Below are 26,614 nucleotides of genomic sequence, written 5' to 3'. Positions count from 1 at the left end.
TCACTCCTTTCACCCTTTATGTTAGCGGGCATCCGAACAGAAGTTGTGAGGAAGTTGCAAGGAAATCGTAAAGAAACGTCAACCGCTTAAAAAAGACGGTACACTACAAGTGGAGGGATGCAGATGAACATTTTAGTGATTGAAGATGAACTGAAGCTGGCACAGGTGACGGAACGTTTCCTGCGCCATCATGGCTATACAGTCACGCTCGCGGCGTCACTGGCGGAGGCGAAAACAAAACTTGCGCATGCATCGTTTGACGCTGTCCTTGTCGACGTCCGGCTGCCGGACGGGGACGGTTGGTCGCTCGTCCCGGGCATCAAAGCGACGGTCCCGGCACCGGTCGTCTTCATGCTAACATCACGCGGGGAAGCGGACGACCGGGTGTTTGGACTCGAACTGGGAGCGGATGACTATCTCGTCAAACCCGTAGTCCTGAAGGAACTGATCATCCGGCTCGAGCGGGCGTTGAAGCAACGCTCGCCGGTCGGACGGAAGTTAGGTGACGTAACGATTGATGAGAAGGCGCGCCGTGTCCAAAACGGATCGGACACGGTCAGTCTCGCGAAAATGGAATTCGAACTGTTGGTCTACTTCTTTGAGCACATGGGCGAAGCACTGACGCGCGATCAAATTCTCGATGAAGTCTGGGGCTATACATTCGGGGGCGATACGCGGACGGTCGATACTCACGTCAAACAGTTGCGCGATAAACTGCCGACGATTAAACAGCAGTTGAAGACAGTTCACCGGGTCGGCTACCGGTTGGAGGCGATTGAATGAGTAAACTGATGCGTAAGTTTTTACTGGCAGTCCTTGCCCCGTTATTGATCATGGGTGTGCTCAGCTTTAGTCTGACGGCGTTTCTCGTCAACCGATTTGCAGAAGGAGAACGTTACAGCCAGCTGACGCGGGAAGCGAACATCATCAAAGAGGCACTGGCAGAAGACCGTCCGGTTCCTCGGGAAATCCAAGGATTCATCACGCGTGACGGGGTGACGGAACGAATCGGAGGACGGGGCCGGCAAGTCGTCGAGTTGCCGATTCTGAATGATTTGCAACAACAGGACAGCATCGAAGTCCAAGGGAACCGGCTGTTGACATATCAGTTGACGAGCGGTGATACGGTCATCACGACGATCCGTGAAGCACCACTCGCAAGCAGTGCCTTGGACGGCGTCTATCTGGCGATTGGTGTAGCGTTACTTGCCGCTTTACTGCTGGCAACCGGACTGGCCTATTACATGGGACGGCAATTCATTCGGCCGATCATGGAGCTTCGGATGGTCGCCAAACAGATCGGCGACGGACGAAAAGATGTCCTCTTACCGGACCGACCGAATGATGAAGTCGGGGATCTGATTCATGCCGTCGACGAGATGCAGGAACAGCTGATCCAAAAAGAAGCCTTGCAGAAATCGTTTATTGCCGGGATCACCCACGATTTGCGGACGCCGCTCGCCATCATCCGCAATGAAACGGAAGCTCTGGCGGCCGGTGTCATTCCGGTCGACGAACTGCCAGACGTCACGAGCAGTATCATCGAAGAAACAGATCGGCTCGGGCTGTTGATTGACGAGACGTTAGTTTATTCGAAACTGGCCGGCGGGATGATGCCATTGGACCGGACAGAAGTGGCACTCGATCAATTAGTTGAGGAAACAGCGGAACGGTTACAATCGACGTTCCAAAAAGACGGTCTCCGTTTGACGGTCGAGACAGTACCAGTTCGACTTTCGCTGGATCGGCGGATGTTTGAACGGGTTCTCGTCAACTTCCTGGTGAACGCTCAAGTCGCGGCGCCGGTCGGAAGCGAGGTGTTAGTCCGGCTGACAGCAACCGAGTTGACGGTCGAGGATGCCGGGAATGGTGTCGCGGAAAACGCCCGTTCGACGATTTGGGATTTGTATGTCAAACAGACAGGCGGCTCCGGGCATGGTCTCGGTCTTGCGATCAGTCGGTTGATTCTCGACAGTCACGGGCTGGCGTACGGTGTCCGGGATAGCGCACTTGGCGGCGCCTGCTTTTATATTCAGTTCAAATAATCTGTGCAAAAAAAGTCCCGTCTTTCACCAAAGTGAAGAGCGGGACTTATTGGTTATTCGGAATCGTTGGCTTGAACGAGGCTTGGTTTGACGAGCGTATAGAACTCATCGCTCATCCCGACGCGACTGCCCATCTGACAAGCGAGTTCGAGTGTCTCCTGGTAGAATTTCGCGACCAGGTTATGGTTTTTGATGTGCATGTCTTTCATCGCTTTTTCAACACCGAGGACGACTTTCGCGATTTGATCATCGGCATCATTCCGGACAGGAACGACGTTTTCCGGCAGATCGACTTCTTTGTCGTGTCCGTTAAAGCGGAACGACGCCCCGAAGCCGAGGTGCTCAAGGAAGAAGTGCGGTAACAATTTACCGGCGAAGAACTGGTGCCACTCTGATTCTTTCATCGTATCCATATCACGTTTGAACGATGTCGTTGCGAGTGCGTAGCGGTCATGTGTATCTTTCATGAACTTCTCGAGGATTGGTACCTGCATCGCAAACGAATTCTTCAGCAGATTATCGAGCTGTTCTTGCGTTAATAGTTCTTGTTCAGCCATCAGTTTAACCCCATTTCGTTTCGTTAGTTCTATCGTAAGAAATTTAGACAATTCCGTCAAATCTTTTTCAAGAATAGAGTTTACCTATTTCACAAAAGGGAATTGATTTACTATCGAAGAGTTAAGGGGGAGTTAGCATGAAACGAGTAGCAATGACAGGGGTATTAATCGGAGCATGTCTAATTCCAGTGACAGCTTTCGGCGCAAGTAACGTGACGTATAAAACAGGCACGATCCAAAACAAGGACTTCGGCTACTCCGTCAAGGCGACGACCGCCTTACAGACAGCGATCAAGCAGGACAAAGTCGATGTCGTCAAAAACAAAACGGTCAAGACGAAATACGGTACCGTGACACGCAGCGGAACGTTTTCGCTCTACTATAAAGTAAAGGGCAAAGATCAAATGCTCGTGAACTTGAACTTTGAACCGAAAAAATTAACGAAAAAACAATTTGAGAAACAAGTCGGATTCGGCACGTATCTCGGGACAAAAGGCAATAAAACGTACTACTATGTCCAACCGACCGAAGCGGTCAAAGGGGCAGCCGGCAAAGAGAAAATTGCTAAGCTCATCACAAGTGATGTTCCGACGATGATGAAAACATTTAAATTAAAATAAGGAAACTGCAAGGAGCACCAGCTTTTGCTAGTGCTTCTTTTGATGGTCCGATATAGTAAAGGTTGAGGTGAAGTGAAATGGAATGGACAGTAACAGAAGTCAAACAAACAACAGAAGTCTTACAACTTGAGAAATGTGTCAACGATCATGACGGAATTGAACTGAAAGTCGCGGCGGATTGGGTCGGACAAAACGATTTCGCAGTCTACGACGACACGAAGTTGGTCGGATACCTGCAGGCTTTTGCCTACTTGCCGACCGAATGGGAAATCAATGTCTTTGTTGATCCGGATTACCGGAAACAAGGTATCTTTACACAACTCGTCGAAGCGGCAAAAGAAGCAGCCCGTCCGCAAGGCGTCGAAGCATTTACGTTCGTCATTGATGATGAGAGTAAATCAGGTCAGGCCGTCCTTGGTCAGCTCGGTACCGAATACCGAATGACGGAATATAACATGGTTCTGAAAAAAGCCCAGTTGTTCTTAAAAGCGGATCCGGATTTCGAACTGCGGGAAGCGACAGCAGACGATCGTCCATTCATCGTCGAGACACTCGGTTCGTCATTCGGCAATACAGCGGATGAAGCAGAATCGATCTATCAAGCGATTGAGTCAGACGATCGTGTGACGTACATCGGCGTCGCAAACGGTCAACCGGTCGGTGTCATCCGCGCCTATCTTGCGTCTGACACACAGGCGAGCATTCACGCGTTTGCCGTCCGTCCGGAAGCACAAGGCAACGGATACGGCAAGAAGATGCTGAAGCTGATGGTCCAGGCGATGTTCCGGACTGGTCGGACACAGCTTGAACTTGATGTTGAGACAGACAACGCACGGGCGCTTGATTTGTATAAAGATGCCGGATTCGTTGTCGGACGTGGGTATCAGTTCCACGTGCTCGGCTTATAATCGTTTTGCAGAAAGTCCACGTGAGTGGGCTTTTTTATATATAGTTCAAAGACCAAAGGTCTATCCGCTTTTAACGAGATACGATATCGTTTCCGGTTGTCCGTTGGCTTGCTTTCCTCGGGCGGAACGCAAGCCGCGATCGTCTTTCAGCCGACCGGGTCTTGCCTGTTCCTGACGCAAGCCGCGATCGTCTTTCAGCCGACCGGGTCTTGCCTGTTCCTGACGGAAGGGACAAGCCCTTCCTTTTCCCGCAGGAGTCGCGCCCGGACACCGAAAACTGAGGTATTGAAAAAATGGTGGCATTGGGCGAAATGAAAAGATAAAAACAAGTTTACATTCTGAAAGAAATCTGAAACCTTCTCTCGGTTTTGTCGTATACTACACATATGGAAAAAAAGAGGAGGCGACGTCATGAACGATCGACAGAATTCATTACGGACGTTGAAGTGGGTATCAGGTGGAATGGAAGCGGTGCTCGGGATTCCGTTTTTAGGTGGTTCGATTGTCATTTTCTCAGGTTACAATGCCCTTTGGTTAATGCTCGCGTTTCACATCGTGGTCGTCGTCTTGACGGCACGAGCGGGTCGAGTGTCAAAAGGGAACATCGTCGGAATTGTCGCGTCGACAGTCGGTGTCATTCCGGTCGTCGGGATGCTGTTGCATATGGCGGCAGCGATCACGATTTTACTGGAGGCGGCATTCGGAAGCCGGATTCTCACGCGGACACATGTACAACGCGTCGAACCGATTCGTCCGCGTCCGGTCCGGAAAGAACAGGAACGCAAAGAGGATCATCCGTTCTAAGCTTTTTTCGTTGACAGGATAAAACAAGCCGTGTAAAGTAAACAACAAGTTAAGCCATATCAAACAAATCAACGACGCGGAGTAAGTACCGTCAAGACTGCCGACAAAGCGAGTCAGGAAAGGTGAGAGCCTGACGCGGTAAGCTGATCAGGGAATGGACCGCTGAGAGCCTGTTGAACGATTCAGTAGACAGGACGGTTGCCCCCGTTACCGGGCTAGCTGGTTGTTGGACCAGCGACAAGAGGAGATTTTTAATCTCAACTAGAGGTGGCACCGCGCGGATACAGGCGTCCTCTATGCATCAGCTTTTGCTATGCATAGAGGGCGTTTTTTGTTTTACGTCAAGGAACGCCGAATCATCCAACGCACATTATCTTTAGGAGGAATTATTCATGAAAAAGACATTGATCGCGGCGGTAAGTACGGCGTTCCTGCTTGCAGGATGCTCGACAACGGACACGGAAACAGCAACACCCAATAAAAACGAAAAGAAAGTTTTACACACGATGGAAAGTTATGATCTCCTGTCGGTCGACCCCGCAGATGCTATCACGTCAAATATCTTTAACCAGATTTACGAAGGATTGTACCGGTTTGATGCAAGCAATGAACTGGTCCCGGCAGCAGCGAAGTCGCACAGCGTGTCGGAAGACGGAAAAGTCTATACGTTTAAACTCGACCCGAACGCGAAATGGTCGGATGGCAAACCGGTTACAGCAGAAAACTTCCGGTATGCGTATGAGCGCGTCATCGAGACGAACTCACCGTTCGCGTACCTGCTCGAGCCGGTCAAGGAAACAAAAGTCATTGACGATCAGACGTTACAGATTGAACTGAAACGCCCGACACCGTACTTCCTCAGCATGACGACGTTTGGCACATACATGCCGGTCCGGGAAGACATCGTCAAAGCACAAGGCGAGAAGTTTGGAACCGATCCAAAAACAAACGTCTACAACGGACCGTTCACGTTCAAGAAATATCAGGCGGAGCAAGGCTATACGCTCGCAAAAAACGCGGACTACGCCGACCGGAAAAACGTCAAGATTGACGAAGTGGATGTCAAAATCATCAAGGACCCGATGCTTGCGATCAACCTGTTTGAGACAGGCGAACTCGATGTCGCACCACTGAACTCGGAAAACGTCGTCACGTACAAAAACAAAAAAGAGTACAACACGTTCAGCGACTCGCGGATGTTCTTCATCCGGATGAATCAAAAAACGGATGCGCTGAAAGATCATAAGACCCGTCAGGCGATTGACGCGGCTTATGATAAAAAAGCACTGACGGAAACGTTACTCGGCAATGGTTCACTGCCGGCGGATTACATCGTTCCACAAGAGCTGGATTCAAACTATGATAAGACACGGCAGATCGAATCATCGTTTGATACGGCACAAGCGAAACAAGTCCTCGCTGATCAAAACCTCGAGCTGACGATGATCATTGAAGATGACGATGTCTCGAAGAAAATCGGTGAGTACATCCAAGGTTCACTGAAACAACAAAACGTCGACGTTAAACTGTTGTCACTCCCGAAAAAAGAGCGGTTGGCGCGAGAAGGACGAGGGGATTATGACCTGTCACTCGCGAGCTGGGCTCCGGACTATCAGGATGCGACAACGTACCTGAACCTGTTCATGACCGGCAACCCGTTCAACATGATGGACTACTCGAACAAGAAGTACGATGGACTGTTGAAACAAGCGGAAAACGAACTCGATCAGGATAAACGTCTGGCGCTGTTAAGTAAAGCGGAAACGATGTTGCTTGACGATCAAGCGATTTCACCGGTCTACCAACGGAAGAACACCTTCCTTCAAAATACGGAAGTCAAAAATCTCGCCCGTCACAATGTCGGAACAGATATTTCGTATAAATACGTTCAGATTGACCGCAAGTAACGTTCTAAACTTACAGATACCCAATCGACTTTCTTTCTATAGGAAGTGTTGATTGGGTATTTTTATGCATATCGTTTCATTTGTGATGAAAGTGGCATAAGGAAGAACTGTAAAATCAGGTCAATTCTATTAAAGCGTTCTCAGAAGTGACCGATAGAGAAGGTGATGAGATTTGAAACAGGAAAGGGAGTTTCGAAGATGAGTAGATTACGCAAAAATTTAAAGATGCGGTTGTTTGTCTGGGTCTTGGCGATTTCAGTCATTACTGGTGGGATTTCAGCACAGTTGACATTGTTCTTACACCGGGGACTAAACGTGGCGGACGGAACATCGATTTGGTTCGGCGCTGGGATTGGGTTAGTTTTATCCATCATTGGTTCAGCATTGATTCAATTGATTCTCCGTCAACCAATCAAAGCGATTGAAAAGGCGACGGAAACAGCGCGCGAAGTCGCAAACGGTAATTTCAACGTCGATTTCGAAGAAGCAAAACGCGGCGACGAAGTCGATCAGTTAATGCATGAACTCGAAGTCATGGTCTTACATATCCGCAAACAAGCCACACAGATGGGCAATTCAAGTGATAAATTGACGGCGTCAGCGCAGGAAATCGCGGCTGCTGTCCAAGAAGGTAATGCATCAGGCGAAAGCATCCGCTCTGCGATGGCAGAGCTCTCGACGAAGATGAACGAAAACGTCGATCAAGCCTACTTGTCGATGGATGCGCTCGGTGCCGTCAAACGGACGATGGATGAAGTCGCCAAAGAAATGAATGAAGCGTTAAAATCGGCGACGGTCATGCAGACGGAAGCCGAGAACGGTAAAACGCTCGCGACAGATTCTGTTGAAGCGATGCATATGATTTCAAGTAAGATGGAACAATCAGCAACACTCAACAGTCGTCTGACAGGCATGACCGGTGAAATTTCGCGGATTACCGATGTCATCAGTGACATCTCGGCCCAGACGAACTTACTCAGTCTCAATGCCTCGATTGAAGCAGCTCGTGCCGGTGACGCTGGACGCGGATTTGCCGTTGTTGCCGCGGAAGTTAAAAAACTGGCGGAACAGACAGCGACGTCGGCGAAAGAAATTACCGATTTGATTTCCGGTGTCAAACGTCTCGTCAACGATACAGCCAATGCAATGACGGACGTCCAAAAAGAAGTCGCAACCGGTGTTGGCCTCGTTGAACAAGCGGGATCATCGTTTGAAGAGATTCATCAGTCAACGGAAAGTGTCTATTCACGCGTCCAGTCGGTTGATCAGCTTGTCATTAAGTCGGATAAGGAAATCGATCAGGTCGGTTTAACGACGGCGAATATTCTCGCGATGGTTGAAGAAGCATCAAAACACGCGGAACAAGTTCTCCAAGCTTCAAGTCATCAAGCAGCGTCACTCGGCGAAGTCAACGGCGCAATGGAAGAGCTCGTCGCCGTTGCAGAACAATTACAGGAAGAGACAGGCGCGACACGTCTTTAAAAGTGAAATCGTAGACGATACATTCGTCTGCGATTTTTCTTTGAAGTTTTTTAATTTTTTTTGAGAGAAACTGTTAAACATTTCGGGACGGCGACGATATATAGAGTGGAAGCAGTCATCGACTACAACCACCGTGCTACTCTTGGGCCGGCCAGGGGGCACATCTCGGCGAAGACGGATCTTCAAAGAGACAAAAAATTCATTCCTATGGAGGGAAAATTAAAATGATTATCAATCACAACATTACAGCACTTAACACACACAACAAACTTTCGGCGGCAACTGCTGCTCAAGGTAAATCAATGGAGAAACTCGCTTCAGGTCTTCGTATCAACAAAGCGGGCGATGATGCAGCTGGTCTTGCAATCTCTGAAAAAATGCGTGGACAAGTTCGTGGACTTGATCAAGCGTCACGTAACGCACAAGATGGTATTTCAATGATTCAAACGGCTGAGGGTGCATTAAACGAAACACACGATATTCTTCAGCGAATGCGAGAACTTTCTGTACAAGCATCGAATGGTACTAACAACACTGAAGATTTAGCTGCAATTAAAGCTGAAGGTGATGAGCTTGTTACAGAAATCGATCGTATTGCTTCTTCTACAAAATTTAACGGTAAAGATTTAATTTCTTCTGCAGCAGTAGATGTTGATTTACAGATTGGTGCTAATGATGTTGCAAGCGCAGCTTATGAGAAACTTACTCTCAAACTTTCTAGTACTAAGGCAGATACAACGACTTTACTAGGTGCAACTACGTTAGATGTTTCAGCAGGTGGTGCTTCGACTGCTAAAATTGATACAGCTATTGGGAAAGTAAGTACTGCTCGTTCATACCTTGGTGCAAACCAAAACCGACTCGAGCATACAATCAATAACCTTAAAACATCTTCTGAAAACTTAACGGCTGCAGAATCACGTATCCGTGACGTTGACATGGCGAAAGAAATGATGAACCAAACAAAGAACTCGATTCTTGGACAAGCTGCACAAGCAATGTTGGCTCAATCGAATCAAACACCCCAAGGCGTACTTCAACTCCTTCGGTAATTTGATTTCACCGGGCGTCTGATCGAGTAACTGATCAGAGCATGACTGGGTGAATTGCTGGAACTCCTTAGAGCCTTGATGTACGACAACGTGGCTGGAAACGGTGAGCGTGACCGTTCTGAAAAACGTCAAGGATTGGACAATCAGCAGCCAAGCACCTGTAGGGAAACCTTGGTGAAGGTTCAACGACTAGGATAGACGACCTAATGGAGACTTCTGATGGTTATGAAATCCGTACTCCGTAAACGGCGGGGGAAGCGCCCAGCTCCTAGTATACCTAGGATGAAGATATAGTCTTATCATTAGCGAAAGTTAATGCGCGTAGCAAGCGAACCAACAGCCGCAAGGCGTTCTCCAATTACTCCGTTAATCGTAATTGGTCGTATAGCTTACTTAAAGGTCATGGACTTGTTCCATGGCCTTTTTTTAGTTGTCCAAACTTATAAGTGACGGACCAGTGTGTCCGGTTGAGTTTTTCAGCAATGGCTTGCGTCGTCCATCCACTTGTTTTGAGTTCTAAAATAGTAGTGCACTCTTCTGATGTATATGGTCTTGAAGGATTTGATGGAAGTACTTGATACTCTGGATGTTCATGCTGAAGTTTGTTGAGACGAGCTTCCCAATCTAACTTATAAGAAAACTTTGGTAAGTCCACTGTATATGGTGCAACTTGCTTCAAAAATGTGATCGTATCTGTGACACGAGTCGTTTTCAAGAAATAACCGCAACCGTTGGAAGTTTTTGATAAACGAAAATTGAGATGGAATGTCTGATTCAACCAATTACAAAAAGGAATCAGCTCTTCTTTTGAAAACGACTGTAGATAAAGTGCGATGGAAGGTGTCACATACAACTGATTGGCGTGGTTCGTGCGTTTAGAAATCATAAGTGAACCGTCATCTAAATAGAGTGTCAATAAAAATAACGGATGTGTACAACGCGAGAGCAGTTCAAATGGAATTACCTTTTTATGATGTGGATAAAAATAGGGATACAGTTCGGTCATTAGAGGGAGTGATTTGGAGACGAGATTATTTTGACGAATATATAGGAGGTCGGGAAATTGACATTGTTTCCATTCCCGATAAAACCGCTGTGGCTCACCAAAGTGCTCTCGATAACTATTATTTTTTCGCCGAGATTTTGGATAACATTTTGTAATTTCACCATCTGCTAAAACACTTGCCAGTAAGATAGCTTGTTGAGCTTTTGATAATGTATCGATCAGCATAGTAAAGCTCCTTTCATAAAAGAACATACGTTCCTTTATTCCCGATTTTGAGAACTTTAAAATAAAACTAATAAAAAGAATGGTCCAAACCGATATACTACATAGAGAAGAAAAAGGAGTGTTTGTCCATGAATTCCATCAATACGGAAATCCGGCTTCACCTGCCTGAAAATGTGTTACCTTACGAAGCGACACGGAATGTCTTCGTTGAAGCAAATCAAGAAGAGTTGGCACAGGACGGCATCGTCATCTTACCGACACCGCAACATATTACGAAGTTCGAAACGGCCATTGAGAAGGCAAATGTCCAACTTGAAGCGCAGCGAACGGGTTTAAAGTTCGTTAAACATGAAAAACTTAATGAATTTTATATTCAAGTCGTCGATACGAATAATAACGTCGTTCAAGAAATTCCGAGCAAAAAGGAACTTGATTTTTTCGCAGCTTTTATGGAATTTAATCAATTGATCGATAAACGGATTTAACAGAAAGGACTGATTGGATGGCAGGAATACGTCTTAGTGGTCTCGCAAGTGGGATTGATACAGAAACTATGATCAAACAATTGATGCAAGTAGAACGTGCACCGGTTGATCGCTTGTCACAAAAGAAACAAACGTTGACGTGGCAACGTGATGCTTACCGCGAAATGAACCGTGGTTTGCTCGATTTACGGACAGCAGCAAGTGATATGTTGTTATCGAAAAACTATATCGCGAAGACGGCAACTAGTTCGGACGCATCAAAAGTTGTCGTGACTGCAAGTCCGGGGGCAACAGCTGGTAGTGTGACGATTGATGAGATAGGTCAGTTAGCGTCAGCGGCCTCTGTAACGATGACGACAACTAAGGGGAGTTCATCCGATACTACGCTTGCTGCGAGTGGGATGTTTAACGTGACAAATGGGAAAGTTAACATTCAAATCAACAGCTTTGCTGCTGACGGAAAAGCAATCAGTGAAACGATTTCGTTGGATGCAACCCAAAAATTGTCTGATTTGACATCAGCCATTAATGGTAAGACGAGTCTTGGTATGAATGCCGTTTACAATGATATTACGGGAAAGTTAGTCTTAACCAAAACAAATACTGGGAAGCTGAATCCTAATGGAGCCGATATCACAGTGATCGATGCGAATTTAGGGACAGAAAAAGTAAATTCTCAAATTGACGGTGTGGGGCAAGACGGCAAAAATGCCAAGTATACGATTGGTGGACAAGAGCTTGAGCAGCGGACTAATACATTCACGCAAAACGGTCTGACGATTACGTTAAACGGTACGTCTACAACAGCCACAACGATTAATACGAAACTCGACACGCAAGCAAACTTTGATTCCATTAAGAAGTTTGTTGATAAGTATAACGACTTGATTGATAAGATGAATAAAAAAGTCCGCGAAGAAAAATACCGTGATTTCCAACCATTGACGGATACGCAGCGCAAAGAGTTAAGTGAAGATGAAGTCAAGAAGTGGGAAGAAAAGGCGATGAGTGGTGCCCTGAAAAATGACAGTTTCCTTCGCGAAGGAATGGACGCGTTTCGTAGTGCGATTTCTTCGAAAATTGATACAGGCTATTCCTATACGGTCGACTCAAAATCAGTGGGATTAAATTATATGTCGCAAATCGGGATTACCTCAACAAGTGACTTCCGGGATGGCGGTAAGCTCAAAATCGATGAAGCGAAACTAAAGAAAATGCTCGAAGAACAGCCGGAGGGTGTCTACAAACTGTTTACAGCAGATGCTCCCGAACCTGTGAAGAACCCTGATGGTTCAATTACACCAAATCCAGGCGGACTTGACGGATTTGTCCGGCAAATCCAAGGCTTCGCGACAACGATGCGCGATAAAATCTCGAAGGTCGCCGGGCTCGATGGTGCGGTCGCGACGACGTATCGTCTCGGTAAATCGTTAGCTGATCTCGATAAGAGTATGGTGACGTGGGAAGATAAGTTAAAAACAAAAGAGAATGCCTACTACCGTCGCTTTGCTGCGATGGAACAAGCGATGAACCAAGCGAACAGCCAATCGGCGACACTCGCTTCATACTTAGGACAATAAGGAGGACTTCAGATGGCAAACCCATACGCGACGTACCAAACGAATTCTGTTACAACAGCACTACCGCAAGATTTGACGTTAATGCTGTATGAAGGACTGATTAAATTTTCAATGCTTGCCAAACGGGCAATCGAACAAGGGTTAATTGAACAAAAAAATACGAACATCCAAAAAGCGCAAGCGATTATCTTGGAGTTGCAACTGACGCTCAACCAGTCGATTGCTTTGTCAAAAGACTTGAATAATTTATACGATTACATGCAGGGTCGTCTGATTGACGCCAACGTTAAGAATGATGTCGTGGCAATCGACGAAGTGATCGGTTTTGCGGAAGAGTTCCGTGAGACGTGGAAAGAAGCGATGAAACTCGCGCGTCAACGATGAGTCCGCTTGATCCGCTCCGTCTGAAGACCAAACATCTGATGGAACTGCTGGAACACACACCGGAGGAAGACGTCTATGACGAATGGCTATTGAAGATTCAGAACCTGCTCAATGAACGGGAAGCATTCATTGCAGCGCACTCGAACTTACTCGCCGGTGCCAATCAAGCCATTATTCAGGAGCTTGTCGCCGACAGTCAAAAAATCGACTTGAAATTATCGTCAGAAACCGCTAAATTAGGGGTACAAATCAATCAATTGCGTCAGACGAAAACAAGTCGGAAATCGTATATCGATCCGTATGAAGAAGTCGAAGGCAGTTTTTCACCATATTTTGATTCTCGTCAGTAACTTTCTAGCCTTAGGGAGGGATCGCGCGTGACAAAACGTGAAGACAAGAAACGAAAAGTCGTCAAACCATTTTATCGCTCTGACGGCTCGTACGATCAGTTTATCGAACCGGATGTCGAGTCGGAATCCTGGGAAGAAGCGGAACGACCGATTTCTGATTTACCGGATGCGTATGAAGAAGAAAAATATCGGCGCGAGTCGTTGTAACGAAAAAAGGATCTTCCACCTGCGGAAGATCCTTTTTCATTTGAACCGATAGGCATTTTTTTCATGCTGTTTGACACTGTACATCGCTTCGTCGGCCCGGATCAACAGCAGACTTGTCGTCGCGCCGTCTTCCGGATACCGGGCAATCCCGATCGAAGGTGTAACCGACATCGCCGTCCCCTGGAACCAGAACGGTTGGTTAAGTTGGTCAATCAAGTCTTCCGTGTAGCGGATCGTCTCTGCTTTCGAACGGGGTAAGAAGACGATGAACTCGTCACCGCCGAGCCGGGCCGCGACTTCGTGTTCCTCGAGATGGAGCCGGAGTCGGTTCGCCGTCTCTTGCAGGACATAGTCACCCGCATCATGACCGTACGAATCGTTGACCTGCTTAAACCCGTCGAGATCAAGGAACAGCAACGAACCGGCGTCAATCTGCGCCAACCGTTCTTGCAGGAAATCTTCGAAGTACCGGCGATTCGGTAACCGTGTCAAGGCGTCGTGATAGCCGAGCTCCTCCAGCCACTGTTGCTGCTCGAGTTTTTCCGTAATGTCGGATAACAGAACATAGACATAATCATGGTCCGGCACCGGGATCAGTGTCGTTTCATAGGTCAGGTCATGGTCCTGTAAGAGCAGTTTCAGGCTGCTCTCCAGTTGAGTGATTTTCTGCTGTACCTGATTCAATAAACGTTCCGGAATCTGTTCGCCGAAACTGACATGTGCCGCCGGATTCATCGCTTGCACGGCACCGGTTCGCGTGATTTGGAGAATCGGTTGCGGATGGTCTAAAAACAGCCGGCGGTACTCTTCTTTCCGGATTTCCAGCAGGGCGGTTTTTGCTTTGACCCGATCGGCGAGATCGAGCTGGACGACTTCGTGTTCCTGTAACAGTTGTCGGTTCAACCGTTCGGACAGGACTTGCCGCACCAAGAACAGTGAAAATAAAATCGTGACCGCTAAGAGGTAGACAATCCGGGGGACATCAAAAAATGTAATCCAGATTAACAGCGAAACAAGGCTGAGGTAAGGCAGGTACGGTCGTGACAATTGCCGCTGTCCGGACGCGACAGACGGCGCATCATGGAAATACAGCAACAGCCTCCAAAGACTGACCGGATAAAGCGGTAAAAAGAACGCCGCGAGATCCAGTTGGTCGCGGACTAAAAAAATATAATATCCGAGGTTCGTCACGCAAAACAGGGCAACCGACTGGACCAACAGTTGGTGTTTTTTTCCGCGCAGTCCGGTCGTATAGAGCATTAAAAAAGCCAGTAACAGAAGAGAAAAACAACAGCAATATACCGTCATCGCGACCAGTTCAAGCGGCGTCCGGGCGAAGTCGGGGAGCCGCCGTAAAATCAGGACATAACTGAAGACGAACACCATACCAAAAAGAATAAAACCGTCAAGATACAGCAAGCGGTTTTGCTGGAACGACGACCAGTCAATCAACCGGAACAGAACAAGGGCCGTCATGAATAAAAAGAGCGTTAACGTAACGTTCGCGAGTGCATCCGACCAGACAGGATGAAACCGGCTCGGCAATAAAGCCAACACGAAGTTAATCACAAGACCGAGCCAAAACAGCAGCACGGCTTGACCAATCAAGCGGTACGGGTGCTGGGACGGCTTGAGGAAGTGGAGATAAGCCAAGCGGGCACAATAGCTTAAACCGATTAACGTACTGGTGCCGGCAATCATTGGTGTGATGACGGGATCAAACGTCATGAATAAAACCAAATAGATGAGACCGAGATAGAGGATGAGAGTGGAGCGCCGGGTCATGGGTTCGCCTCCTTTCTAAAATAGAGTAGTTATAGTTCTGTTTCGGCATGAAGTCAGAAAACCCTGTTTCATCTCGCACATCGAAGACGAACAGGGTTAGAGGTCGTGCTGTTCCCGGTACAGTTCCCAGTGGTGCCGGGCATCCTTCTTGACCCGGTCGGAGACCGTTTTACTTTGAAAGATGACGCTGTACCAGGTGCGGGCTTCGGTCGTCCGTTCCAGCACGGCATGCAGATCGGCGAGTCGGAGCAACAGAACATCTTCCGGAATTCCGGTGTCCACCGGATCAGTATACGATTCATAAAGTGCTTCATACTTCACAACAGCCCGCTCCATCCAGAGCAGTTCCTGTTCGTGATTGCCGATCAAACGATACAGCCAGGCAATCCGGACGCCAAGCATCGCTTGGATAGCGTCTTTTTGCCGGGTGATCTGCGCGGTATAGAGGCACAGTTTATAGAGTTGCAGGGCTTGGTCTGCTGTTCGTTCGGTTGCCGCAAACGGCAGGATTGGTAGTGTCGGCAAGATGTTGGTTGCGAGCGTCTCCCGGACGTCGGGTGGCAACTTACCGAACGTATCGTGAAACAGGAACCGGCAGTGTGTGCACTGGACCGGCTCATAATAGTAGACGTTCGATCCTTTGTAATGGATCATCCCGTCACGATCCGTTTTGTCGACTCGGATATGGCGACTCAAGACCCGTTTCGTCTCTGTTTCTTTCAGACAATAGGGGCAACGGCATTTTTTAAGATAGAGGTCGGGCATCGGGGTGGCTCCTCAAGATGAATTTAGACAAAAACGTTGACGAGCATTCCTTTGATTTCGCCGATTTGATCCAAAATCTCAAGGCGGCGTGATTCGCCGGAAATGACGTTGTCGGTCAGTTGGAGCAGTTTAGCGTCGACCTGTTCGACGACCTTATAGATTTTCATCCGACCGCGGCGGTTGAAGCCACGTTTTTCTTCAATTTGTTGCGATTGATCAAGAGCATCCTTCAGGAAATCCTTGATTTTTTCTTTATAGGCTTCGAGGTGTTCGATCGTCTGACTTTCCGCCAGCAGTTGACCGTGTTCTTCAACGAGCATCAATTTTTGCTGGAGGCGTTCGTAGCCTTTATGCTCGCGTTTATCTTGCATCAGAGCCGAAAACGTCGTCGATGCTTCCACCTCGCGTGGTCCGGTCTTCGGTGTCTGCAGACGGCTTGTTTCTTGGATGCGCCGGATGTCCATCGGTGATTCCACCTTTCGTTAGTTGAGTAATTGTAAGACGCCTTGCGGCAAGGCGTTGGCTTGCGCGATCATCGCCATGCCCGATTGATTGAGAATGTTGTACTTCGCATACTCCATCATCTCACGTGCCATATCGGTGTCACGAATCCGTGACTCGGATGCCGTCAGGTTTTCCTTGCTGACGCTGAGGACGGATGACATTGCTTCGAACCGGTTTTGGATCGCGCCGAGTTGCGCCCGTTGTTGGGAAATCGTATCGATCGCCTTCGTGTACAGACTGATTGCTTGCTCGGCGTCACTGCTCGTCATGACGCTGAGCGCGTATTCCGGTGTGCCGTCGTCACTCGGGAAATCGAGAGGACGGACATTTTCGTTCAGTTGTGTCGTCGAGGCGATCCCGATGTTACGTGCCCGCATATCATTGATCGTCAAAGAGATGCCTTCACTCGCACCGGCGTTTGTCTGGATAAAGACGGCATTGTCTTTTCCGTATCCACCTGTCAGTAATTTTTTGCCGTTAAACTGTGTCGTCTCGGCAATCCGTGAGACTTCGTTCGTCAACTGGTTGATTTCTTCCTGAATCGCTGTCCGGTCTTCCGTCGCGAGTGTTCCATTACCGGCTTGGACGGCCAGTTCCCGCATCCGTTGCAACAGATTGTGCGTCTCACTGAGTCCGCCTTCGACCGTCTGGACCATCGAAATGCCGTCGAGGACGTTTTGTTCCGCTTTATCAAGCGCTTTAAGACGGTTCCGCATCTTTTCAGAAATTGCGAGACCGGCCGCGTCATCAGCACCGCGGTTGATTTTTTGACCGCTCGACAGTTTATCCATCGTCGTTTTAACGTTCAGCTGATTGGCGCTTAAGTTTCGGTAGGCTTTCAAAGCCTGTACATTGTTTGAAATCCGCATTAATAGTCCATCCCTTCGTAACGCTCATGGTGTGCCGCCCGAACGAGGGGACGGTCTTTCTTCAGACTGGCTGCTTGCCAGGTGACGAGCAATTCTTCCGTCAGTTGCAACAATTCTTCCAAGCGTGTTGGTTCGATGTAAGCCTGTAACGTCTGTTCGGCTAAGTAGTAGTACAGTTGATCGAGTTGTGCCGTGATGATGCCGCCTTCGTCGTTCAGTCCGGCCTGCAGTTTCTCGAGCAGCTGGTACGCTTTTTGCAGACGGACGTTGACGGTATCGAACCGGCGCTCGTCGCGACCGATGATCGCCTGGTCATATTGAAAGACGAGTCCTTTTAACATCGTCTCCGTCAATTGTTGCGGAGTCATTTGATACAGTTCCTGTTCGGTCATGAGTTCCGTCCTTTCGCGTGATCGAGTTCTTCAATCAACAGTAGCAATTCAGCCATCACATCATAGAGTTGCGGGGGAATCGCCGTTCCGAGATCGAGGTCAAGCAGATGACCGAGCAACGACGTATCCTGTTCAATCGCGACGCCGCTTGCCCGGGCTTCCTGTAAAATCCGGTCCGCTGCGGCACCCGTTGCCCGGGCGACGACGATTGGGGCATTGCCCGACGCTTCATCATACCGGAGGACGGCCGCTGACTTGCGGTGTTTTAAATCAATTTTCTGGTACATAGGGCCTCCTTAAATCCGGTAGTCGTAACCGGTTGGTGTCTCGTCCGGTTTGACGGTTTCCGGTGTCGTTTGGTCTTTCGTAAAGGCATCAAACCGGATCCGGACATCCTGATAACCGGTCGCCTGCAGGGCTTCCGTCGTCCGTTCGAGAAACGGCGTTGCCAGGCGCTCGAGGAGCGGGAAATCATTTTCAATCGTAATCTGCATCTTCCGGTTGACCGTTTCGACACGGACGCCGATGTCGCCGAGGCGTGGGGTCTCGAGCTGGACGTACAACGTGTTGTTTTCCCAGTCGATGACTTCATCCGGTCGTTTATTTTGTAAGTGGACGTGCAGTCCGGCCGTCCCTTCGACAAGCTGGACGGGCAGGGCGAGCAATAGTTGCTGCAGTTGCTGGTTATTGTCCGGTTTATTGACCTGTTGCTGCGTATTCAGAAACGTTTGCAGTTTTGCCGCTTCCGGGTTCGCTGCCGGTGTCGCGAGTTTCAATTCTGCCGTCTGCAACTGGAGCGTTTTTTGGACTGTCTCCTGCAGGACACGCGGACTGTTTTGTCCCGGCTCATAGGGAATCGGTCGTTGTCCGGTCGAAGCCGGCTGGTTTGGTGATACCGGCTGGCTTTGCGACGGAACCGGCGTTTGCGGGTTGGCAACAACCGGCCGTAAGCCCGGATTCAGTTCCGATAAGTAAGCGGTCCGGACGTTTGCCGGGGAGTAGCGGAACGCTTCCAGCGCCAGGCGGACTTCCTGGACGACGGCTTTTGCTTCCGTCCCGCGTCCGAGCAGGGCCAGTTCTGTTCCGCGTTCGAGTTTCGACAACAGTTGGATCAGTTGTTTTTCGTCACGCATGCTCGTATGTAACATCGCGTCCGTCTGCTGGAACGTTTGCCGTAGGCGGTTCGCCGTACTTTCAATCACTTGGGCCATCTGGAGTGGGCGTTCTTCGACAAGCGGTTCGATTTGCCGCAGTTGCGAGACGATCGTTCGCTGCTCACGCCGGAAATCATTGGTCACTTCGGCCAGCCGGGGTGTCACTTCAGCGATGACCGTCAAATTCGACCGGATCGGTGCAGCGGACGGAACGTTTTTTTCCGCCGGTGCTGCTTGTGCTTGCGCAATGACAGCGGTCAGTTGTTCCAGTTTGCTTGGCGCTGGTCGCTCCGAGAGTACCGGACGTTCACTCGGGAAATAAGACCGCAACTGTTCACGGACTTCTGGTAGTTCACCGCGGTCGATTTGGGCGAGGAGATCCGGTCGGGCGTCTGCTGGGACATGCGCCGCAATCTGCCGGAGGGCGACCGGTGTTGCTTGATCGATATCGTGATGCGTCGGAAGCGTCGCACGGGCAACATCGAGCGCGATGACGTTGCTGAGCGTCGGTTTCTCGAGGACCGCCTGGCGCTCCGGTAAGACGTCGACCAACGAATCGGTTGAGCCGAGCAACTGGGCAATCAGGACGTCGGCGTCAGCCGGCAACGCACTGTCGGACGGACGGGTGACGAGTTGTAAGACTAAATCTTTATACGTCCCTTGCAGGGCAGCGACGAGCCGGGCAACCGTTTCCGGCGTCTGAGGCAGTTGACCGGTCGCAAGCAACCGGGCGACGGCTTGTTTTAATTCCGGCGGTAGATTGTCGAGTAAGGTCGCATCGACACCAGACGAATCCGGTTTCGTTGGTCCGGTTACCGGGACATCGGGCTCGGTCTGTTCCGTTACCTGTTCGATCAGATAACCTTCTGCCGTCTGGCCTTTGACCTGGAATTGAAACGTGCCTTCCGGAACATCACCGGTGAAGGTCATCTCGACCTTCTCGCGGCCGACCTGGACGAGAGCTGTATTCGGACCCGTCTTTTCGAGGACGGTCCCGCTGTATGTTTTGGTCTCCGATAAGGTGGTCGTGGGGGCGGAACGGGTCGGACTCGTTGGATTCATCTGGATATTCATCGATGAACCTCCTTTCTTGAAAAATTCTTCATCTTATTATATATCGGCACAAACAAAAAAGGATTGAGCGAAATCATCGCCCAACCCATTTTTTTTACGATTTGATTGCATTAAAGCGGTCCTCTAATGTCATCGCGTTCAATTGCTGGTAACGAGCCATCAGCTCGCCGGTTGCTTTCATTTGGTTGCGGACGATGTAAGGAGAGGCGTTTACGGGAAGGATCATGCCGTTACGAGTTTTGAGTTTAGTCTGTCCGTCTTCCTCGATGACTTCGGACATGTGGCTCCAGGCGTACCACTCGCAATCATCACGTTTTGGTGATTTGGTAGGGAAAAAGACGAGACCGAGTGTCGGTTCGATGACGACAGGGACTTTTCCTTTCACGGAAGAGACACGTTTGGCGGTGACGATCCGTTCCTCGATGGAACTGTTGTACTGTCTGCAGGAGAGCTGCAGGAGTTGATACGGACGAAGCGGTGTCATGATCGTTGATCCGTCTTCCAGGACGATGATGGATTGTTTCATCATGTCATAGCACGGTAAGATCGCAACGGTCCGTTTCGTGATTCGATACTTTTCGTCATTATGGAATGGTCGCATTCGACTACATCCTCCTTAGATAGGACAATGGATAAAATAGGTAATTACTAACGATATAATACAATACTACACCTGTAATGACAATGTAATTTTTTGAAAAATAGAGCAATAAATAAGGAAATTTAATTCAATTGAATATTTAATTCAAATTAATCAGAATTTTTAATTGTCAATAATTGCTTCTTTTGATAGTATACTCGGTAGAGAGCTTGCTCTCGCAATCCAGTTTGCGAAGGGAACGTGAATTCGAATGGAACAAGGTAAAGTAAAATGGTTTAATGCTGAAAAAGGTTACGGCTTCATCGAGACATCGGATGCAAAAGACGTCTTCGTCCACTTCTCGGCAATTCAAGCAGATGGCTACAAATCACTTGAAGAAGGCGAAGAAGTAGAATTCGAAATCGTCGACGGCGATCGTGGCCCGCAAGCGGCAAACGTCTCGAAACTGTAATCCTGTTAGCAGCCACCACCGTTTTTAGGAATCTCCTAAAAGCGGTTTTTTTGTTTCATCTCAATTTGTTAAGGGTATATACGCTAATATCAACAGGCAACAACTATTATAGTACGCTAAGGTTCGAGGTGGATGTTCAACAGAATGTCATCGTTTTCATTTCCTTGCATGGCTTATCGTGGTATAATAATTACGAACCAAAAGAATTTTGAATCTTCAGAAGGAAACGACTGAAGGGATGACGAATTCATAGGTTCAACCGGTTACTTAAGGAGGAGTTTACATGATCTACAACATTCGCGGTGAAAACTTGGACGTCACAGATGCTCTCAAGGATTACGTCGAGAAAAAGCTTGAAAAGTTAACTCGTTATTTTACAACTCCTACGGAAGCGCAAACGGCTTATGTCAATCTCAAAGTCAACAATGAGAAGCAAAAAGTCGAAGTGACGATTCCAATGCCAAACCTCTTGCTACGGGCGGAGGATGTCAATGGCGATATGTACGCAGCCATCGACCTCGTCGTCGATAAGCTTGAACGCCAAATCCGGAAACATAAAACGAAGATCAACCGGAGAGGCCGTGCCAAAGATGGCGGTATTGGGGAGTACTTCAAAACGCTCGAAGGACCGGAGGCAGAAGCACCTGTCTACGAAGAGGATGAAGCGGAACTCGAACTCGTTCGAACAAAACGTTTCACACTCAAGCCGATGGATACGGAAGAAGCGATTCTTCAAATGGATATGCTCGGTCACACGTTCTTCGTCTTCTCAGACGCAGAAACGGGTAACACGAACGTCGTTTACCGTCGGAAAGACGGCCGTTACGGCTTAATTGAACCAGAATAATGAATTGACAGAGGGCTTACTCTTCGGAGTAAGTCCTCTTTTGGTATAGCAAAAAACTATTCATAATAAGAAATGGTCTCAGACTAAAGTTGGATTTCAAATGACGTGAACGGTCCGCTTGTTGAAATTTGACGTCGTATTCGGTACACTGAATAAAGGAAAAATCTCGGAATTCTGTTCGTTTAAAGAATCGTTCGAAGTAAGGGGACTGTAAGGCATGGCTAATTTTCTAAAAGAGTTATTCGCACCGACGAAACGTGTTCTGAAAAAAGCAGAAAAAGCGGCGGATGCCGTGGAATCATTTGAGGCACAAGTCGCTGCCTTATCGGATCAGGAATTAGAAGGAAAAGCGGTCGAATTCCGGACTCGTCTTGAGAACGGGGAAGACCTCGATGATATTTTACCGGAAGCTTTTGCGGTCTGTCGCGAAGTTTCAACACGTGTCCTCGGGATGCGTCATTACCGTGTCCAATTGATTGGTGGATACGTCTTGCACAACGGCGATATCGCCGAAATGAAAACGGGGGAAGGGAAAACGCTTGTCGCGACACTTCCCGTCTATTTGAATGCCCTCGCCGGCAACGGCGTTCATGTCATCACCGTCAACGAATACTTGGCGAAACGTGACCGGGACATCATGGAACCTCTTTACGCAGCACTCGGCTTGTCGGTTGGTCTGAACTTGTCGAGCATGTCACGCCAGGAAAAACAAGCGGCGTACAGCTGTGACATCACATACGGAACGAACAATGAGTTTGGCTTCGATTACTTGCGTGACAACATGGTCCTTTATAAAGAAGACCGCGTCCAGCGTCCGCTTTACTTTGCGGTCGTCGATGAAGTCGACTCGATTCTCGTTGATGAAGCACGGACACCGTTGATCATCTCCGGTTCTGCCGAAAAATCAACAGCGCTTTATTCGCAAGCCGATATGTTTGCGAAAATGATGAAAGCGGATGAAGACTATACGGTCGACATCAAGACGAAAAGTGTATTGCTGACGGAACAGGGAATCGACCGTGCTGAAAAATACTTCGGCATCGATAACTTGTTTGCGCTCGATCACATTGCCTTGAACCACCACTTGAGCCTGGCGCTCCGTGCCAACTCGGTCATGCACCGGGACGTCGATTACATGGTTCGTGAAGACGAAGTCATGATCATTGACCAATTCACGGGACGTGTCATGGAAGGCCGCCGTTATTCGGAAGGTCTGCACCAGGCGATCGAAGCGAAGGAAGGCGTCGAGATTCAACGTGAATCGATGACACTTGCGACGATCACGTACCAAAACTTCTTCCGGATGTACACGAAGCTTGCCGGAATGACCGGGACAGCGAAAACCGAGGAAGAAGAATTCCGTAACATCTATAACATGCATGTCGTGCCGGTTCCGACGAACAAACCGATCGTCCGGGACGATCAGCCGGACTTGATCTTCAAGACGATGAACGGGAAGTTTGCCGCAGTCGCGGACGAAATCGAACGTGCTCACCGCGAAGGACAACCGGTCCTCGTCGGTACGGTTGCCGTCGAGACATCAGAGTTGCTCAGCAGCATCCTCAAAAAACGTGGCATCCGCCATGAAGTCTTGAACGCGAAAAACCATGCGCGGGAAGCAGAAATCATCGAGAATGCGGGACAACCGAACGCGGTCACGATCGCAACGAACATGGCCGGTCGTGGTACCGACATCAAGCTCGGACAAGGTGTCATCGAAAAAGGTGGTCTTTACATCCTCGGGACGGAACGTCACGAATCCCGCCGGATCGATAACCAGCTCCGTGGTCGTGCCGGACGTCAGGGAGATCCGGGGGCATCCCAGTTCTATCTGTCACTTGAAGATGAATTGATGCGTCGTTTCGGATCGGATTCGCTGCAATCGATGATGGATCGTCTCGGAATGGATGATTCGCAACCAATCGAAAGCCGGATGGTTTCACGTGCCGTTGAATCGGCTCAAAAACGGGTCGAGGGAAATAACTTCGATGCGCGGAAGCAGGTTCTCGGATACGATAACGTCATGGCCGACCAACGGAAAGTCATGTACGCGGACCGGGCGGCGATTCTTGATGCCCAGTCGGTTTCTGACATCGTCCGTCCGATGGTCGAACAGACGATTGAAGCGGGTGTCCATCAGTACACGCCAATCGAGTTCGTTCCGGAAGAGTGGAGCATCGCTGCATTAGCAGAGTGGGCCAACCAGACACTTGCGCTCGAAGAAAAAGTCTCCGAGCAGGATCTGTTCGGCAAGGAACGCGAAGAAATCATCGAACTGTTAAAAGAACGGACTTTTGCCCATTACGAGCACAAACGATCGGAAGTGCCGGCTGAAGCGTTTGACGAGTTCGAGAAAGTCATCGTTCTCCGCGCCGTCGACCAGCACTGGATGAACCATATCGATCAAATGGATCAATTGCGTGAAGGGATTCACTTACGCGCTTACGGTCAGAACGATCCACTTCGTGAGTATCAATCGGAAGGTTCGATGATGTTTGATACGATGAACGCAGCGATTGCGGAAGAAGTAACACAGTTCGTTCTTCGGGCGGATCTTGATCCGAACCTGAAACGCGAAAAAGTCGTTAAAGACGAAGTCGCCGTTTCCGGTAAAGAGGACAAGGTCGTCAAGAAAGCACCGGTCCGGAAAAATCCAAATGAACAAATCGGACGTAACGACCCATGTTGGTGCGGATCCGGTAAAAAATATAAGAACTGTCACGGCCGTCAGGCATAAGTGACGAAGCGGCTGAGAGAGGCGGGAGATTCCTGCCTCTTTTGACGGAAAGAGAAGGTGGAACACAATGGAATTAGCAGAAATACGCAATACCGCCGAGTGGATGGAAAAGAAACTCGATGAATACAAGGCATCACTCGATCTCGAGACGAAGATCTCACGCATCGAGGAGCTTGAAAACGAGATGACGTACCCGGACTTCTGGAACAATCAGGAGTCGGCTCAAAAAGTCATCGACGAATCAAACGGTCTGAAAGCGATGGTCGATAAATACCAGCACCTCGCGGACGGTCACGAAAACATCGTTTTAACGTACGAATTGATTAAAGAAGAGCCGGACGTTGAACTTCAGGAAGAACTGGAGTCGGAACTCGGCGACATCAAAAAGAAATTTGATGAGTTCGAACTTCAAATCTTATTGAACGGCGAATACGATGCCAACAACGCGATTCTCGAATTGCACCCGGGCGCCGGCGGAACCGAGTCACAGGACTGGGCGTCGATGTTGTTACGGATGTATCAACGTTTCTGCGACAAGCAGGGCTGGAAAGTCGAAACGATGGACTATCAGCCGGGTGACGAAGCCGGTGTGAAATCGGTCACGCTCCGGATCCAGGGGCACAACGCCTATGGGTATTTGAAAGCGGAAAAAGGGATTCACCGTCTCGTGCGGATTTCTCCGTTCGACTCGTCAGGCCGTCGCCATACGTCGTTCGTGTCGTGTGACGTCATGCCGGAATTCAACGATGATATCGATATCGAGATCCGGACAGAAGACTTGCGTGTCGATACGTACCGGGCATCCGGTGCCGGTGGACAGCACATCAATACGACGGACTCTGCTGTTCGGATTACGCACGTTCCGACAGGTGTCGTCGTTTCATGTCAGCAGGAACGGTCGCAAATCAAGAACCGTGAAGCGGCAATGAAGATGTTGAAAGCAAAACTTTATCAACGTGAAATCGAAGAAAAACAAAAGAAACTCGACGAAATCCGTGGTGAAAAATCAGATATCGCCTGGGGCAGTCAGATTCGTTCATACGTCTTCCACCCATACAGCATGGTTAAGGATCACCGGACGAACTACGAAGTCGGGAATACGCAAGGCGCGATGGATGGGGACATCATGGGCTTCATCGATGCGTACCTGCGCTTAATGAATATGTAAGTGGATATCCCGTCGGCCTTTGTGTCGGCGGTTTTTTTCTACCAATTCGATTGAAGGAGCGAAACAGATGCAGATTCGTACAGAAATATTCAAAGACGCGGCCGGAATTCGGCTCGTCCATCAAGCCGCGTTTGGACAGCGGACGGAAGCCGATCTGGTCGAAGCGTTACGGGAAGATGAGGCGTCGCTCCCGCATTACAGCCGCGTCGCTGTAACGGACAAGGGCGAGATTGTTGGGCATGTCTTACTCAGCCGGATTTACATCGAAGACATTCCGTCGCTCGCACTCGCGCCGGTCGGTGTCAAACCACACTGGCAACGCAAAGGCATCGGCTCGGAACTGATCCGCCAAGTGATTGAAGATGCCCGGGAAGCCGGCGAGTCACATATCGTCGTCCTTGGGCATGACAGTTATTATCCGCAGTTCGGATTCGAGCGGGCTGTCGATTATGGCATCGAAGCACCATTCCCGGTCCCGATGGACGTCTTTCTGGTCATGCCGCTCGAACGGCAGGCGTTAAAAGGGATTGCCGGAACAGTCCGGTACTCGAAACCCTTTAGTGCGGTATAAGAGAACCACTGCGAGTTGCTCAGCCCTTCTAGTCGCTCCTCTGTTTTTCCGCTAAAATGAAAAACGGGTTGTAGAACTTATATA

At 49.0% G+C, this 26,614-nt stretch carries 28 protein-coding genes and 1 other annotated feature; of the genes, 18 read left to right on the top strand and 10 right to left on the bottom strand.

Annotated features, from left to right (window positions below):
• The first annotated feature begins 123 nt into the window (after window positions 1–123).
• Both EXIG_RS12485 and EXIG_RS12480 read left to right on the top strand, forming a co-directional pair.
• On the top strand, window positions 124–783 hold the full coding sequence (locus EXIG_RS12485) for a response regulator transcription factor (protein WP_012371317.1): 660 nt from the start codon (window positions 124–126) through the stop codon (window positions 781–783).
• Window positions 780–2,045: a HAMP domain-containing sensor histidine kinase gene (locus EXIG_RS12480; RefSeq protein WP_012371316.1), complete on the top strand. Its 1,266-nt coding sequence runs from the start codon at window positions 780–782 to the stop codon at window positions 2,043–2,045. Before EXIG_RS12485 ends, EXIG_RS12480 begins: the two co-directional genes overlap by 4 nt.
• 53 nt (window positions 2,046–2,098) lie before the next feature.
• On the opposite strand, the gene EXIG_RS12475 is transcribed toward EXIG_RS12480, so the two are convergent.
• Window positions 2,099–2,602 (bottom strand): hypothetical protein, encoded by a 504-nt coding sequence (locus EXIG_RS12475; protein WP_012371315.1) that lies wholly within the window; start codon window positions 2,600–2,602, stop codon window positions 2,099–2,101.
• A gap of 137 nt (window positions 2,603–2,739) precedes the next feature.
• Between EXIG_RS12475 and EXIG_RS12470 the strand changes: the two genes are divergently transcribed.
• From EXIG_RS12470 to EXIG_RS12445, 6 genes are all read left to right on the top strand, one after another.
• Window positions 2,740–3,222, top strand: a complete 483-nt coding sequence (locus tag EXIG_RS12470) for a hypothetical protein (RefSeq protein ID WP_012371314.1) — start codon at window positions 2,740–2,742, stop codon at window positions 3,220–3,222.
• A gap of 77 nt (window positions 3,223–3,299) precedes the next feature.
• The gene (locus EXIG_RS12465) at window positions 3,300–4,130 is read left to right on the top strand and encodes a GNAT family N-acetyltransferase (RefSeq protein ID WP_012371313.1); all 831 of its coding nucleotides are present in this window, start codon (window positions 3,300–3,302) and stop codon (window positions 4,128–4,130) included.
• A 411-nt stretch (window positions 4,131–4,541) separates the two neighbouring features.
• Window positions 4,542–4,934 carry a hypothetical protein gene (locus EXIG_RS12460; protein ID WP_012371312.1) on the top strand — a complete coding sequence of 131 codons (393 nt, stop codon included), beginning with the start codon at window positions 4,542–4,544 and terminating at the stop codon, window positions 4,932–4,934.
• 62 nt (window positions 4,935–4,996) lie between these two features.
• Window positions 4,997–5,232, top strand: a binding site (T-box leader).
• A 94-nt stretch (window positions 5,233–5,326) separates the two neighbouring features.
• Window positions 5,327–6,841, top strand: a complete 1,515-nt coding sequence (locus EXIG_RS12455; protein ID WP_012371311.1) for a peptide ABC transporter substrate-binding protein — start codon at window positions 5,327–5,329, stop codon at window positions 6,839–6,841.
• Between the two features lie 198 nt (window positions 6,842–7,039).
• A complete protein-coding gene (locus tag EXIG_RS12450; protein ID WP_012371310.1) occupies window positions 7,040–8,323 on the top strand; it encodes a methyl-accepting chemotaxis protein in 1,284 nt (427 codons plus the stop codon).
• Between the two features lie 224 nt (window positions 8,324–8,547).
• The gene (locus tag EXIG_RS12445) at window positions 8,548–9,375 is read left to right on the top strand and encodes a flagellin N-terminal helical domain-containing protein (protein ID WP_012371309.1); all 828 of its coding nucleotides are present in this window, start codon (window positions 8,548–8,550) and stop codon (window positions 9,373–9,375) included.
• 400 nt (window positions 9,376–9,775) lie between these two features.
• Here the strand turns inward: EXIG_RS12445 and EXIG_RS12440 are convergent, their stop codons facing one another.
• Complete coding sequence (locus tag EXIG_RS12440; protein WP_012371308.1) at window positions 9,776–10,606, bottom strand: LAGLIDADG DNA endonuclease; 831 nt, start codon at window positions 10,604–10,606, stop codon at window positions 9,776–9,778.
• Between the two features lie 128 nt (window positions 10,607–10,734).
• Between EXIG_RS12440 and EXIG_RS12435 the strand changes: the two genes are divergently transcribed.
• From EXIG_RS12435 to EXIG_RS12415, 5 genes are read left to right on the top strand one after another with little or no spacing between them, the layout of a single operon-like run.
• Window positions 10,735–11,091: a flagellar protein FlaG gene (locus EXIG_RS12435; RefSeq protein ID WP_012371307.1), complete on the top strand. Its 357-nt coding sequence runs from the start codon at window positions 10,735–10,737 to the stop codon at window positions 11,089–11,091.
• Window positions 11,092–11,108: 17 nt separating this feature from the next.
• On the top strand, window positions 11,109–12,671 hold the full coding sequence (gene fliD, locus EXIG_RS12430) for a flagellar filament capping protein FliD (RefSeq protein WP_012371306.1): 1,563 nt from the start codon (window positions 11,109–11,111) through the stop codon (window positions 12,669–12,671).
• A gap of 12 nt (window positions 12,672–12,683) precedes the next feature.
• A complete protein-coding gene (fliS, locus tag EXIG_RS12425) occupies window positions 12,684–13,055 on the top strand; it encodes a flagellar export chaperone FliS (protein WP_012371305.1) in 372 nt (123 codons plus the stop codon).
• Window positions 13,052–13,405 carry a hypothetical protein gene (locus EXIG_RS12420; RefSeq protein ID WP_012371304.1) on the top strand — a complete coding sequence of 118 codons (354 nt, stop codon included), beginning with the start codon at window positions 13,052–13,054 and terminating at the stop codon, window positions 13,403–13,405. Before fliS ends, EXIG_RS12420 begins: the two co-directional genes overlap by 4 nt.
• Before the next feature lie 27 nt (window positions 13,406–13,432).
• Window positions 13,433–13,612, top strand: a complete 180-nt coding sequence (locus tag EXIG_RS12415; protein WP_012371303.1) for a hypothetical protein — start codon at window positions 13,433–13,435, stop codon at window positions 13,610–13,612.
• 36 nt (window positions 13,613–13,648) lie between these two features.
• Here the strand turns inward: EXIG_RS12415 and EXIG_RS12410 are convergent, their stop codons facing one another.
• The 8 genes from EXIG_RS12410 to EXIG_RS12375 all read right to left on the bottom strand — a co-directional run bounded on the left by EXIG_RS12410 (window position 13,649) and on the right by EXIG_RS12375 (window position 20,756).
• Window positions 13,649–15,397: a GGDEF domain-containing protein gene (locus EXIG_RS12410; RefSeq protein ID WP_012371302.1), complete on the bottom strand. Its 1,749-nt coding sequence runs from the start codon at window positions 15,395–15,397 to the stop codon at window positions 13,649–13,651.
• Between the two features lie 96 nt (window positions 15,398–15,493).
• Window positions 15,494–16,162, bottom strand: a complete 669-nt coding sequence (locus EXIG_RS12405) for a DUF2225 domain-containing protein (protein WP_012371301.1) — start codon at window positions 16,160–16,162, stop codon at window positions 15,494–15,496.
• A gap of 23 nt (window positions 16,163–16,185) precedes the next feature.
• Window positions 16,186–16,626, bottom strand: coding sequence for a YaaR family protein (locus EXIG_RS12400; protein ID WP_012371300.1), 441 nt, complete (start codon window positions 16,624–16,626; stop codon window positions 16,186–16,188).
• An 18-nt stretch (window positions 16,627–16,644) separates the two neighbouring features.
• Window positions 16,645–17,535 carry a flagellin N-terminal helical domain-containing protein gene (locus tag EXIG_RS12395; protein WP_012371299.1) on the bottom strand — a complete coding sequence of 297 codons (891 nt, stop codon included), beginning with the start codon at window positions 17,533–17,535 and terminating at the stop codon, window positions 16,645–16,647.
• Window positions 17,535–17,927, bottom strand: coding sequence for a flagellar protein FliS (locus EXIG_RS12390; RefSeq protein WP_012371298.1), 393 nt, complete (start codon window positions 17,925–17,927; stop codon window positions 17,535–17,537). Before EXIG_RS12390 ends, EXIG_RS12395 begins: the two co-directional genes overlap by 1 nt.
• Entirely contained in the window at window positions 17,924–18,214 is a 291-nt protein-coding gene (locus EXIG_RS12385; protein ID WP_012371297.1) for an EscU/YscU/HrcU family type III secretion system export apparatus switch protein, read from the bottom strand. The genes EXIG_RS12390 and EXIG_RS12385 overlap by 4 nt, the downstream gene beginning before the upstream one ends.
• A 9-nt stretch (window positions 18,215–18,223) precedes the next feature.
• A complete protein-coding gene (locus EXIG_RS12380) occupies window positions 18,224–20,155 on the bottom strand; it encodes a hypothetical protein (protein ID WP_012371296.1) in 1,932 nt (643 codons plus the stop codon).
• 94 nt (window positions 20,156–20,249) lie between these two features.
• Window positions 20,250–20,756 carry a competence protein ComK gene (locus tag EXIG_RS12375; protein WP_012371295.1) on the bottom strand — a complete coding sequence of 169 codons (507 nt, stop codon included), beginning with the start codon at window positions 20,754–20,756 and terminating at the stop codon, window positions 20,250–20,252.
• A 250-nt stretch (window positions 20,757–21,006) separates the two neighbouring features.
• On the opposite strand from EXIG_RS12375, the gene EXIG_RS12370 reads away from it, so the two are divergent.
• The 5 genes from EXIG_RS12370 to EXIG_RS12350 all read left to right on the top strand — a co-directional run bounded on the left by EXIG_RS12370 (window position 21,007) and on the right by EXIG_RS12350 (window position 26,530).
• Window positions 21,007–21,207 (top strand): cold shock domain-containing protein, encoded by a 201-nt coding sequence (locus EXIG_RS12370; protein ID WP_012371294.1) that lies wholly within the window; start codon window positions 21,007–21,009, stop codon window positions 21,205–21,207.
• 283 nt (window positions 21,208–21,490) lie between these two features.
• A complete protein-coding gene (gene hpf, locus EXIG_RS12365; RefSeq protein ID WP_012371293.1) occupies window positions 21,491–22,054 on the top strand; it encodes a ribosome hibernation-promoting factor, HPF/YfiA family in 564 nt (187 codons plus the stop codon).
• Window positions 22,055–22,271: 217 nt separating this feature from the next.
• Window positions 22,272–24,791: a preprotein translocase subunit SecA gene (secA, locus tag EXIG_RS12360; RefSeq protein WP_012371292.1), complete on the top strand. Its 2,520-nt coding sequence runs from the start codon at window positions 22,272–22,274 to the stop codon at window positions 24,789–24,791.
• A 67-nt stretch (window positions 24,792–24,858) separates the two neighbouring features.
• Window positions 24,859–25,959: a peptide chain release factor 2 gene (prfB, locus tag EXIG_RS12355; RefSeq protein ID WP_012371291.1), complete on the top strand. Its 1,101-nt coding sequence runs from the start codon at window positions 24,859–24,861 to the stop codon at window positions 25,957–25,959.
• A gap of 67 nt (window positions 25,960–26,026) precedes the next feature.
• Complete coding sequence (locus tag EXIG_RS12350; RefSeq protein ID WP_012371290.1) at window positions 26,027–26,530, top strand: GNAT family N-acetyltransferase; 504 nt, start codon at window positions 26,027–26,029, stop codon at window positions 26,528–26,530.
• Window positions 26,531–26,614: the final 84 nt, after the last annotated feature.

The organism is Exiguobacterium artemiae 255-15 (assembly GCF_000019905.1).
Lineage (GTDB): Bacteria > Bacillota > Bacilli > Exiguobacteriales > Exiguobacteriaceae > Exiguobacterium_A > Exiguobacterium_A artemiae.
The sequence above is the reverse complement of the archived record's forward strand: the minus strand, read 5'-3'. Positions and strand labels throughout refer to the sequence as shown.